The sequence below is a fragment of the Nonomuraea sp. NPDC049655 genome (genome assembly GCF_044465465.1).
In the GTDB taxonomy this organism is placed as follows: domain Bacteria; phylum Actinomycetota; class Actinomycetes; order Streptosporangiales; family Streptosporangiaceae; genus Nonomuraea.
The window spans coordinates 137,460-148,513 of the sequence record NZ_JBITLS010000021.1 but is presented as its reverse complement, the minus strand read 5'-3'; the positions used below and the strand labels follow the sequence as shown (position 1 = coordinate 148,513).

General features: G+C 72.8%; 12 protein-coding genes. 6 read left to right on the top strand and 6 right to left on the bottom strand.

Annotated elements, in window-relative coordinates; translation table 11 throughout:
- The 3 genes from ACIBQ6_RS47210 to ACIBQ6_RS47200 all read right to left on the bottom strand — a co-directional run.
- Positions 1–659: HAMP domain-containing protein (locus ACIBQ6_RS47210; protein ID WP_397219175.1), on the bottom strand; the 659-nt coding region annotated here is incomplete at its 3' end.
- 179 nt (positions 660–838) lie between these two features.
- Positions 839–1,213 carry an STAS domain-containing protein gene (locus ACIBQ6_RS47205; RefSeq protein WP_397219174.1) on the bottom strand — a complete coding sequence of 125 codons (375 nt, stop codon included), beginning with the start codon at positions 1,211–1,213 and terminating at the stop codon, positions 839–841.
- Positions 1,214–1,581: 368 nt separating this feature from the next.
- Complete coding sequence (locus ACIBQ6_RS47200) at positions 1,582–2,538, bottom strand: helix-turn-helix transcriptional regulator (protein ID WP_397219173.1); 957 nt, start codon at positions 2,536–2,538, stop codon at positions 1,582–1,584.
- 140 nt (positions 2,539–2,678) lie between these two features.
- Between ACIBQ6_RS47200 and ACIBQ6_RS47195 the strand changes: the two genes are divergently transcribed.
- Positions 2,679–3,872, top strand: coding sequence for an amidohydrolase (locus tag ACIBQ6_RS47195; protein WP_397219172.1), 1,194 nt, complete (start codon positions 2,679–2,681; stop codon positions 3,870–3,872).
- Between the two features lie 89 nt (positions 3,873–3,961).
- On the opposite strand, the gene ACIBQ6_RS47190 is transcribed toward ACIBQ6_RS47195, so the two are convergent.
- Genes ACIBQ6_RS47190 through ACIBQ6_RS47180 form a run of 3 tightly spaced genes read right to left on the bottom strand, consistent with a single transcriptional unit; the run spans position 3,962 to position 6,936 of the window.
- On the bottom strand, positions 3,962–4,621 hold the full coding sequence (locus ACIBQ6_RS47190) for a GntR family transcriptional regulator (RefSeq protein ID WP_397219171.1): 660 nt from the start codon (positions 4,619–4,621) through the stop codon (positions 3,962–3,964).
- A gap of 4 nt (positions 4,622–4,625) precedes the next feature.
- Positions 4,626–5,594, bottom strand: coding sequence for a LysR substrate-binding domain-containing protein (locus ACIBQ6_RS47185; RefSeq protein WP_364338849.1), 969 nt, complete (start codon positions 5,592–5,594; stop codon positions 4,626–4,628).
- 31 nt (positions 5,595–5,625) lie between these two features.
- A complete protein-coding gene (locus ACIBQ6_RS47180; protein ID WP_358299276.1) occupies positions 5,626–6,936 on the bottom strand; it encodes an MFS transporter in 1,311 nt (436 codons plus the stop codon).
- A gap of 173 nt (positions 6,937–7,109) precedes the next feature.
- On the opposite strand from ACIBQ6_RS47180, the gene ACIBQ6_RS47175 reads away from it, so the two are divergent.
- From ACIBQ6_RS47175 to ACIBQ6_RS47155, 5 genes are read left to right on the top strand one after another with little or no spacing between them, the layout of a single operon-like run.
- Positions 7,110–8,543, top strand: coding sequence for a 2-hydroxymuconic semialdehyde dehydrogenase (locus ACIBQ6_RS47175; protein WP_397219170.1), 1,434 nt, complete (start codon positions 7,110–7,112; stop codon positions 8,541–8,543).
- A gap of 8 nt (positions 8,544–8,551) precedes the next feature.
- Positions 8,552–9,349 (top strand): 2-keto-4-pentenoate hydratase, encoded by a 798-nt coding sequence (locus ACIBQ6_RS47170; protein ID WP_397219169.1) that lies wholly within the window; start codon positions 8,552–8,554, stop codon positions 9,347–9,349.
- The gene (locus tag ACIBQ6_RS47165) at positions 9,346–10,092 is read left to right on the top strand and encodes a fumarylacetoacetate hydrolase family protein (protein WP_358299282.1); all 747 of its coding nucleotides are present in this window, start codon (positions 9,346–9,348) and stop codon (positions 10,090–10,092) included. The genes ACIBQ6_RS47170 and ACIBQ6_RS47165 overlap by 4 nt, the downstream gene beginning before the upstream one ends.
- On the top strand, positions 10,089–10,514 hold the full coding sequence (locus ACIBQ6_RS47160) for a RidA family protein (RefSeq protein WP_357981716.1): 426 nt from the start codon (positions 10,089–10,091) through the stop codon (positions 10,512–10,514). Before ACIBQ6_RS47165 ends, ACIBQ6_RS47160 begins: the two co-directional genes overlap by 4 nt.
- A complete protein-coding gene (locus ACIBQ6_RS47155; RefSeq protein WP_357981713.1) occupies positions 10,511–11,053 on the top strand; it encodes a 3-hydroxyanthranilate 3,4-dioxygenase in 543 nt (180 codons plus the stop codon). Before ACIBQ6_RS47160 ends, ACIBQ6_RS47155 begins: the two co-directional genes overlap by 4 nt.
- The last annotated feature ends 1 nt before the right edge of the window (position 11,054 follow it).

Genomic DNA, 11,054 nt, shown 5'->3' with positions numbered 1-11,054 from the left:
CCCCGCGCCACCGCCGTGGCCACCTGCGAGATGTTGCGCACCTGATCGGTCAGATTCCCCGCCATGAAGTTCACCGAGTCGGTCAGGTCACGCCAAGTGCCCGCCACCCCCTCCACCTCGGCCTGACCACCCAGCTGACCCTCCGTGCCCACCTCACGCGCCACCCGCGTGACCTCGTCGGCGAACGACGACAACTGGTCCACCATCGTGTTGACGGTGTTCTTCAGCTCCAGGATCTCCCCACGAGCGTGCACCGTGATCTTCTGCGACAGATCACCCCGCGCCACCGCCGTCGTCACCTGCGCGATACTGCGCACCTGATCGGTCAGGTTGCCCGCCATCGCGTTCACCGACTCCGTCAGGTCCTTCCACGTGCCCGACACCGCCGGCACATCGGCCTGACCACCCAGCCGCCCGTCCGTGCCCACCTCACGCGCCACCCGGGTCACCTCGGAGGTGAACAACGACAACTGATCGACCATGCCGTTGAACACCGAGGCGATCTCACCCAGCAGCCCATCGGCGTCCTCGGGCAGCCGGGTACGGAAATCGCCGTCCCGGACCGCCGTCAGCCCGCCGAGCAGCTGACGCAGCCGAAGCTCGCCGACCTCGGCGCCCCCGGACGCGGAACGGGAGCCACCGGTCATCGCTTCGCTCATGTCACCCTCGTGTCCTACGACGTTGTCGGGACTGTCCTGCCGGTGACCTCGCGAACGGCCCTGATCAGCAGGCCATGATCGAGGTCGTCGACGGAACAGTCGTGGTTGTCGGTCATCCGGATTCTAGAGCCGGTACTCATGATCTTCAGCCCCGAACGCCGAGGTGCGGCGGGGACCGCTCACGACGACTCGCGGAGGCTGTCGGGGCGCTGCGCGCCCATCGCGGCCACGGCGTCGCCCACGTCGGCGTGGACGGTCAGCGAGGACCACACGCCGGTGACCTGGAGGACGCGCGCGGGCAGCTCCTGCACGCCGGCCAGGCGGAGGACGCCCCCGTGGTCGAGCACCGCGGCGTTGAGGCGTAACAACATGTGCAGGCCGCGGCTGTCCATGAAGCTCAGCTCGCCCAGGTCGAGCACCATGCCCGCCCCGGGCCGCAGGTGCCGCTCGGTGAAGGAGCCCAGCCGCGTCGAGTTGGAGGCATCGAGCTCGCCGATCACGGTCACCAGCACGCCGCCGGGCAGATCGCGGCAGTTCAGGCTCAGAGGGGTCACGCTGTCACCGGAGGCCGGGCAGCACGAAGGCCCGTCCGGCCTGAAGGGGACGGGTGTGGCGGCGGACGAAGGAGGTCAGGCATCACAGGCCGGCGGCGGGATCGGCTCGGTCACGGGACCGACGCGGTCGCCCGGAGGGCGCGGCCACCCCGACTGTGCTGCCTCTCGATCGCCTGGCCTGCGGCCACGGCCTCGCCGCGGACGCGCCATGTCGCTGCTACGGCCGGGACTCAATCGCGATCATCTCCTCCGTGCCGCGGCGATCGGTGCTCGCCTCCAACCCTTGAGCCTTCGGCGGTGGCGGGTCAGCACATCAGGCGAAGAATCCGGCTCACTCCTGTCCGCAGAACGAAACGGGCATCAGAGGATCAGTCGCGGCGGAGCTCGGCCGCGGAACGGAGGGTGTCGCCGGGCGAGCAGCCGAAGGCGGCCCGGTGGAGCTGGGCGAAGCGCCCGGGGTGGAAGAAGCCCCACCGGGCGGCGACGGCGGTCACCGTGGTGGCGGGATCGCCGGTCTTCAGCTCGGCGTGCGCGCGGGCCAGCCGGGCCTGGCGCAGGTAGCCCAGCGGGGTGGTACCGAGGTGCCGGCGGAAGGCGTACTGGAGGGCGCGGGCGCTGACCCGGGCGGCGGTGGCGATCTCGTCGATGCCGATGGGCAGGGCGGCGTGGTCGTCGATGAAGGCCGTCGCCCGGCGCAGCGCCTCGGGACGGGCGGAGCCGGGGGCGGCGTCGTCGGCGTCGGTGGGCAGGGCGGTGAGCACGCTGGCGGCCAGGAGCTGCCCGGCGGTGGAGACGACCAGCGGCTCGGCGGCCAGCTCGGGGGCGGCCAGGACGTCGTCGCGCAGGTAGGCGAGGGTGCGCCGCAGATGGCGGCCGGCGGCGGCGGAGACCGGGCGGTGCCCCACCAGCCGGACCGGCTCGGCCCGGCGGCCGGGCAGCGTGCCGGCCACCTGCTGCAGCAGCGCGGGGTCGAACATGATGATGTCGTAGCGCGAGCGGCGGATCTCGCCGGTGTAGGGCAGGTCGTGCGGGGCGAACAACACCGTGTCGCCGGGGCCGAAGAGCTCGTCCGGGCCGCCCGCGACCTGCTGGGCGATGGTGCCGGTCTCGACCGCGCACAGGCACACCTTGCCGAGCGGGTTGACGTCGAAGCTCATCGCGTATTCGAGGTTGAGCCGGTCGATGCTGACCGAGCCCATGACCTGGCGGGAGATCTGGGTGCGGGGGTTCTTCACGTCGGAGCCGATGCGCATCTTGGCGTACGCCTTGCTGAGGAACTCCTCCGTCTGGCCGATGTCACGGCTGTCGAAGACCTCTGGGCCCATCGGACCACCTCTCTCCGGTCGGGGGGACCGCGCCTGCCGCGGCCCGCGCCGATTCTCCCAAACGGCTACGACAACGGCCGGCCGCCGACGGGACAGGGCCTTCTGCCTGGGACGATCCGCTTTTGGTATACCATTTTCAGGTGACTTCCTGGACGATCTCCAACGTGCGCCCCTGGGGCGGCGCGCCCGTGGACCTGACCATCGACGGTACCCGGATCGCCGCCGTGCTCCCGGCCGGGACCACCCCGCCCGCCGGCGAGCACATCGACGGCCGCGGCCTGCTGGCCCTGCCCGGATTCGTCAACGCCCACGCCCACGTCGACAAGAGCTGGTGGGGCCGGCCCTGGGTGTCGTACGGCGGCGTGGCGACCACGCAGGGCCGCATCGAGCACGAGCGCGCCGAACGGGACAAGTACGGCATCCCGGGTGTCGACGGCACGGTGGCGGTGCTGCGCGAGTTCCTGCGGCACGGCACCACGGCCACCCGCACCCACGTCGACGTCGACCTCGGGGTCGGCCTGCGCGGCATCGAGGCCGTGCGCGAGGCCGCGGCACGGCTCGACGGGGCGATCGAGGTCGAGATCGTGGCCTTCCCGCAGGACGGCGTCGTCCGCCGGCCCGGCGTGCTCGACCTGCTCGACCAGGCCGCGCGGGCGGGCGCCACCAGCATCGGCGGCATCGACCCCGCGACCATCGACCGGGACCCGGTCGCCCAGCTCGACGGCCTGTTCGAGATCGCCGAACGCCGCGGCGTCGGCCTGGACATCCACCTGCACGACGGCGGCGAGCTCGGCGCGTTCCAGTACGAGCTGATCATCGACCGCACGCTCAGGACCGGCCTGCAGGGCAAGGTCACCGTCTCCCACGGCTTCGCCCTCGGCGACCTGGCCCCCGAACGCCAGCGCGGCCTGCTCGACGACCTCGCCGCGGCGGGCATCTCCTGGGCGACGGTCGCGCCGGTGCGCACCGCGCCCCTCCCGTGGCGGGGCATGGCCGAGCGCGGCATCGGCCTCGGCCTCGGCACCGACGGGATCAGGGACCTGTGGTCGCCGTTCGGCGACGGCGACCTGCTGCGCGTCGCCCTCGGCTTCGCCCGGCTGCACGGGCTGCGCTCCGACGACGAGCTCACCGCCGCCGTGGAGCTGGCCACCACGAAGGCGGCGCCGTTCGTGCACCGGGACCGGCACGACCTCGTCGCGGGGGCGCGGGCCGACGTCGTGCTCATGGACGCCGAGAACGTGCCGGACGCGCTCGTGCGGGTGCCGCCGCGGGCGCTCGTGGTCGCCGGCGGCAGGGTGGTCGCCCGCGACGGCGACGTGCTCCTTGACGCCTGACGCCTGACGCCTGACGCCTGAGGCCAGCGACGGCGACGTGTTCCTGGACGCCTGACGCCCGCGCGGGGTCGCCTGACGCCCGCGCGGGGTCAGGGAGTGCCGGACCGCAGCCGGTCGGCGTGTTCCCCGATGAGCCGGGCGCTGGTCGCCACGTGCCGGGCGACCAGCTCGCCGACGCGGGTCACGTCGCGGGCGGCGATCGCCTCGTAGAGCTCGCGGTGCTCGTCGGCGACCGCCTGGAGGTCGTCGTGCCGGCCGAGCAGCCAGCGCATCCGGCTGCGCAGGACCTGCCCCACCTCGACCAGCAGGTCGTTGCCCGCGATGGCGGTGGCCGTCTCGTGGAAGTCGGCGGCGGCCCGCCGGGCGCGGACCGCGTCGCCGGCGCGCGCCGCCCGCAGCTCCGCGTCGAGGTCGGCGCGCAGCCGCCGCAGGCCCTGCGCGTCGTGCCGCCGGGCGGCGAGCTGGAAGGTGACGGCCTCGAACGCCGAACGCACCTCCACCAGGTCGGCGACGTCGCGGGCGGTGAACTCGCGCACCACGGCCCAGGTGCGGGGCCGCAACGTCACCAGCCCCTCGGCGGCCAGGGTGGCCAGGGCGTCGCGCACCGGCACCCGGCTCACGCCGAGCTCGGTGGCCAAATCGCGCTCGACGAGCTTGCTGCCCGGCGGGCGGACGCCGTCGAGGATGTCGTCGCGCAGCCGCCGGATGACGCGTACGGACTCGGGTTCGAACCCGGCTCCTGCCACCATGCCCTCAGTCTCCCACCGGCGCCGCACCGGACGGGCTGTCCGCGTCCCCGGTGTCGAGGCGTCGCGCCTGCTGCTGGAGGTGGGCGAGCATGACCTTGCCCGCCGGCGTCAGGGCGCGGGCCCCGGGCAGGGTGGCGCCCACCGAGCGGCGCACCGACGGCAGCGGCACCTGGAGTTCGAGGAGCTGGGGGTCGGTCCTGACGAAGAGCGCGGGCAGCGCGGCGATCATGTCCGTGCCGAGCAGCAGGGACCGGATCGTCAGGATGGAGCTGCATTCGGTGCGGTCGGGCGGCAGCGGCAGCCCGTTGCGGTGGAACACCTGCTCCAGCTCCCGTCGCAGCGAGGTCTGCTCCAGCGGCAGGATCCACGGGTAGTCCAGCAGGCCGGCCAGCGCGCGGGCGTGCGCCGCCGGGTGCCCGGCGCGGGCGACCAGCAGCACGGGCTCGTTGTAGAGCGGGATCTGGCGCAGGTCCGGGCGGTCCTCGATCGGGTTGAGCCGGCCGAGGATCAGGTCGAGGTCGCCGCCGGTGAGCTGGGGGACCAGCGAGTCGAACGTGCCCTCCTTCACGATCACGGTGATGCCCGGCCGCTCGGCCTTGAGCGCCGCGATCGAGCGGGGGAGCAGCACGTTCGTGGCGGCCAGCAGGGTGCCGACGGTGACCGTGCCGGCCGTGCCGTCGGCCAGGCCGGCGATGCGCTCGCCCGCGCGGCGCAGCTCGGCCTGCACGGCGCGGGCGTGGTCGATGAACGCCTCGCCGAAGAGGGTGGGGGTGACGCCGCGCGATCCGCGGGTGAACAGCTCCACCCCGAGGATCTGCTCCACCTCCCGCAGCCCCCGGGTCACGGCGGGCTGGGCCAGGTGGAGGTGCTCGGCGGCGCGCAGGACGCCGCCCTGCTCGGCGATGGTGGTCACGAGCACGAGGTGCCGCAGCTTGAGCCGGCCGCTCAGCAGGTCCAGCGGACGAGATATCACGAAATCATCATATGACCAGGGCGAACCTGCCCTATTTCGCTATGTCGGCGGGAACCGGCTGGTCACCCAGGCGTTCGGCGTCGTTGCGGGGGATCACCAGGGCGGCGACCAGGCTGATGACCGTCACCACGGTCAGGTAGGCGGTGATCGACAACGAGGTCCCGGTCGAGGCGAACAGCGAGGCGGCCACCAGCGGCGTGATCCCGCCGCCCAGCAGCGAGGCGAGCTGGTAGGCGACCGACGTGCCGGAGTACCGGATGGCGACCGGGAAGAAGCTGGCGGTCAGCGTGCCCTGCGGCGCGTGCGTCATGGCCAGCACCGCGCCCATGACCAGCATGAACACCGCGATGAGCGGCTTGTTGCCGGTGTTGACGACCGGCAGGATCGCCAGGGCGCCGGCCAGCAGCACCACCGAGCCCCAGGTGAAGACGGCACGCAGCCCGTGCCGGTCGCCGAGGTGGGCCCACAGCGGCGCGGTGACCAGCCAGACGGCGGCGCCGCCGATCACGCAGCTCAGCAGGAACGTCCGCGACAGGCCGGCCGCGGCCTCGCCGTAGCCGAGGATGTAGACCATGAAGATGTAGGCCAGCGCGCTGTTGCCGATGATCACGCCGATCGTGTGCACCACCTCGCGCCAGTGGTCGCGCAGCACCACCGCGATCGGCAGCTTGACCGGCTTGCGCCGCTCGACCAGGTCGGCGTAGTCGGGGCTCTCCTCGATGCGCAGCCGCAGGTACAGGCCGACCGCCACCAGCACGATGCTGAGCAGGAACGGCACCCGCCAGCCCCAGGCCATGAAGCTCTCCTCGCCCAGCAGCGAGGACGTGCCGAGGAAGACGGCGTTGGCGCACAACATGCCCGCCGGGGTGCCCATCATCGGGAACGCCCCGAACAGGCCGCGCCGGCCCTTCGGCGCGTGCTCCATCGTCAGCACCACCGCGCCGCCGAGCTCGCCGCCCAGGCCGATGCCCTGGGCGACGCGCATCACCACGAGCAGCACCGCCGCCCACACGCCCAGGCTGTCGTACGTCGGCAGCACGCCGATCAGCGTGGTGCCGATCCCCATGATGAGCAGCGAGACGACGAGCGTGTTGCGCCGCCCGATCCGGTCGCCGAAGTGGCCGAAGACGATGCCGCCCAGCGGGCGGGCCAGGAATCCCACGGTCATGGTGCCGAAGGAGGCGATGGAGCCGGCGACCGGGTCCATGGCGGGGAAGAACTGCTTGTTGAAGACGAGGGCCGCGGCGGTGCCGTAGAGGAAGAAGTCGTACCACTCGATGGCGGTGCCGATGAAGGCGGCCCGCGAGACGCGGCGGGCGGCCAGGCGGCGATCTGTGTCCATCTCTCTGTGCCTTCCGAATGAGGGTACGGAAGAGGATGCACGCTGGTGGTATGCCAGAACGAATACCGATTCGGTCGGCAGGCATAGCAGAACCGACATATAACGAAATAAGGATAGCCAGGCGACATTTCGGTATTGGACTGTTATGTCGAGCGATCAGCAGAATGTCGACCATGAAGCCCGCGCACTACGTCAACGGCGTCTTCACGACGGCGGGGACCGACTTCCCCCTCATCTCGCCCGTCGACGGCCGCACCGTCGGAGCCGTCCCCGAGGCGTCCCGCGAGACCGTCGACGAGGCGGTCCGGGCCGCCCGCGCCGCCCTCGACGGCCCCTGGGGCGCCACCTCCACCGAGGAGCGGTGCGCGTACCTGCGCCGGATCGCCGACGGGATCGAGGCCAGGTTCGAGGAGTTCGTCGAGGCCGAGGCCGCCGACACCGGCAAGCCGCGCGAGCTGGCCGCGACGGTGGACATCCCGCGCGCCGCCGGCAACTTCCGCGCCTACGCCGACCTGGCCTACGGGCGTCCCGAACGGGCCTACAACACCAGCGTCCCGGCCTGGAGCGGCAGCGGGCAGGCGCTCAACTACACCGTGCGCCGCCCGCTCGGCGTGGTCGCCGTCATCTCGCCGTGGAACCTGCCGCTGCTGCTGCTCACCTGGAAGGTCGCGCCGGCCCTGGCCGCGGGCAACGCCGTCGTCGCCAAGCCGTCGGAGGAGACCCCCTCCACCGCCACCCTGCTGGCCGAGGTGATCGACGCGGCGGGCCTGCCGGCCGGCGCGTTCAACCTGGTCCACGGCCATGGCGCGGGGGCGGCCGGCGAGCACCTGACCGCGCACCCCGGCGTGGACGCCATCGCCTTCACCGGCGCCTCGGCCACCGGCAGCGCCATCATGCGCAACGCCGCCGCGCACGTCACGCCGGTCTCCTTCGAGCTCGGCGGCAAGAACCCGGCCCTGGTCTTCGCCGACGCCGACCTGGAGGAGGCCGTCGAGGGCACGATCCGCTCCAGCTTCACCCACTCCGGCCAGATCTGCCTGTGCACCGAGCGCGTCTACGTCCAGCGCCCGATCTTCGAGGCGTTCACGCGGGCGCTGGCCGAGCGGGCCAGGGGCCTGAGCGGCTACGGGCCGATGATCTCGGCCCAGCACCGCGACAAGGTGCTGTCCTACTACCGCCTCGCCGTCGAGGAGGGCGCGACGGTGCTGGCCGGAGGAGGCGTGCCGGAGTTCGGCGACGCCCGCGACGGCGGCTTCCACGTCGAGCCCACCGTGATCACCGGCCTGCCGCCGCACGCCAGGACCGTCCGCGAGGAGGTCTTCGGCCCCATCTGCCACGTCGCCCCCTTCGACGATGAGGACGAGGCCGTCCGGCTGGCCAACGACAGCCCGTACGGCCTGGCCGCCACCGTGTGGACCACCGACCTGTCGCGCGCCCACCGCGTGGCACCCCGGATCCAGGCCGGCATCGTCTGGGTCAACTGCTGGAACCTGCGCGACCTGCGCACCCCGTTCGGCGGCGTGAAGGCCTCCGGCATCGGGCGTGAGGGCGGCGAGTACTCGCTCGACTTCTTCTCCGAGCCGGTCAACGTGTGCGTCAAGATATGAGGACAGAAGTGACAGACAACCATCGCGCCGCCGCCGCGCGGCTGCTGGAGGCGTACGCGTCCGGCCGCCCGTGCGAGCCGGTCCGCGACCTGGTCGACGGCCTGGAGGCGGCCTACGCGGTGCAGGGCCTGCTCACCGAGCACTGGCTCGGCGAGGGCAGGCGGATCACCGGCCGCAAGGTCGGGCTGACCAGCGAGGCCGTGCAGCGGCAGCTCGGCGTCGGCTCGCCCGACTTCGGCGTGCTGTTCGCCGACATGGCGGTGCCCGACGGAGCGGAGATCCCGGCCGGCGCGGTGCTCCAGCCGCGCGCCGAGGCCGAGGTCGCGCTCGTGCTCGACCGCGACCTGCCGCACGAGCGCCACACGGTCGCCGACGTGATCGCCGCGACGGCGTTCGCGCTGCCCGCGATCGAGGTCGTCGGCAGCCGCATCCGCGACTGGGACATCACCCTGGCCGACACCGTCGCCGACAACGCCTCCTCCGGCCTGTACGTGCTCGGCAACCGCCCGGTCCCGCTGCGCGACGTGGACCTGCGGCTGGCTGGCATGGTCATCGAACGCCGCGGCGAGCAGGTCTCGACCGGCGTCGGCGCGGCCTGCCTGGGCCACCCGCTGCACGCCGCGGTCTGGCTGGCCGACACGCTGGCCGCGCTCGGCCGTCCGCTCCGGGCGGGCGACACCGTGCTGACCGGGGCGCTCGGCCCGGTCGTCCCGGTGAGTCCGGGCGACGTGCTGGAGGCCCGCATCGACGGGCTGGGCGACGTCCGCGCCGCCTTCGCCGCCGACGACGAGAAGGAGGAGCGGTGAACGCGCTCGCCGAACGCCTGGACGAAGCCACCCTGACCGGCCGCGCCATCCCCCGCCTGACCGACACGGCCGACCTCGACGTGCCCGCCGCCTACGAGGTCCAGCGCGCCCTGATCGAACGGCGGCTGGCCCGCGGCGAGCGGCTCATCGGCGTCAAGATGGGCTTCACCAGCCGCGCCAAGATGGCCCAGATGGGCGTGGACGACGTCATCTGGGGCCTGCTCACCGACGCCATGCTGGTGGAGTCCCGGCTCGACACCACCGGCCTGATCCACCCGCGGATCGAGCCGGAGATCGCGTTCCTGCTGGACCGGCCGGTGCGCGGCACGGCCGACGTGGCCTCGGCCGTCGGCGGCGTCGCGGTCGGGTACGAGGTGCTCGACTCCCGCTACGAGGGCTTCAGCTTCACCCTGCCCGACGTCATCGCCGACAACGCCTCGGCCAGCGGCTTCGGCGTCGGCCCCTGGCGCCGTCCGCAGGACGCCGGCGACCTCGGCAACCTCGGCCTGGTCATGGAGATCGACGGCCGCCAGGTCGCCGGCGGCTCGTCGGCGGCCATCCTCGGCCACCCGCTGCGCGCGCTGACCGCGGCCGCCCGGCTGACCAGGGCCGCCGGGATCGAGATGGAGGCCGGCTGGATCGTCCTGGCCGGCGCGGCCACGGCGGCGCTGCCGCTGCCCGCCGGGGCGCACGTACGCGTCGGCGCCGCCGGCCTCGGACACGTGGAGGTGACCACCCGATGAGCGACGCGCTGCTGGTCGAGGGCAAGGCCCGGCCCCGCGGCCGGTTCCCGCACGTCAAGCGGGCCGGAGACTTCGTGTTCGTGTCGGGCACCAGCTCGCGCCGCCCCGACGGCTCCTTCGCCGGGGCGAGCGCGGACGAGCTGGGCACCACCAGCCTCGACATCCGCGAGCAGACCAGGGCGGTGATCGAGAACATCGCCGACCTGCTGGCCGCCGCCGGAGGCGGCCTGGACGACGTGGTGAACGTGACCGCGTACCTGGTCAGCATGAACGACTTCGGCGGCTACAACGAGGTCTACGGCGAGTACTTCGACGAGAGCGGCCCCGCCCGCACCACGGTCGCCGTCCACCAGCTCCCGCACCCGCACCTGCTGATCGAGATCTCCTGCACCGCCCTCATCCCCCAAAGGAGCCAGGCATGATCCCCCCCTTCAACCTGAACAAGTGGATCGACGAGCACCAGGACCTGCTCAAGCCGCCGGTCGGCAACGCGCAGATCTGGAAGGACGCCGACCTCATGGTGACGATCGTGGGCGGGCCCAACCAGCGCACCGACTTCCACGACGACCCGATCGAGGAGTTCTTCTACCAGCTGCGGGGCGGCATGGTGCTGCGGGTCATGGAGGAGGAGGGCAAGCCGCCGGTGGACGTGCAGATCGGCGAGGGCGACGTCTTCCTGCTGCCGCCGCACGTGCGGCACTCGCCGCAGCGGCCGGTGCCCGGCTCGATCGGCCTGGTCGTGGAGTTCGCCCGCCCGCAGGGCGCGCTGGACGCCTTCGAGTGGTACTGCGTCAACTGCCACCGCCTGGTCCACCGCGCCGAGGTGCAGCTCCAGTCGATCGTGGACGACCTGCCGCCGGTCTTCCGCGCCTTCCACGAGGGCGACCGCACCTGCCCCCACTGCGGCGCCGAGCACCCCGGCAAGGACTGGCCGGACCACCTGCGGCCGGTGGTCCGGTGAC

Bases quoted from the DNA above. Each gene is read 5' to 3' on its own strand.
- ACIBQ6_RS47200 (WP_397219173.1), bottom strand. From the start codon at position 2,538: ATGGGCCCAGAGGTCTTCGACAGCCGTGACATCGGCCAGACGGAGGAG.
- ACIBQ6_RS47190 (WP_397219171.1), bottom strand. From the start codon at position 4,621: ATGGTGGCAGGAGCCGGGTTCGAACCCGAGTCCGTACGCGTCATCCGG.
- ACIBQ6_RS47180 (WP_358299276.1), bottom strand. From the start codon at position 6,936: ATGGACACAGATCGCCGCCTGGCCGCCCGCCGCGTCTCGCGGGCCGCC.
- ACIBQ6_RS47175 (WP_397219170.1), top strand. From the start codon at position 7,110: ATGAAGCCCGCGCACTACGTCAACGGCGTCTTCACGACGGCGGGGACC.
- ACIBQ6_RS47160 (WP_357981716.1), top strand. From the start codon at position 10,089: ATGAGCGACGCGCTGCTGGTCGAGGGCAAGGCCCGGCCCCGCGGCCGG.
- ACIBQ6_RS47155 (WP_357981713.1), top strand. From the start codon at position 10,511: ATGATCCCCCCCTTCAACCTGAACAAGTGGATCGACGAGCACCAGGAC.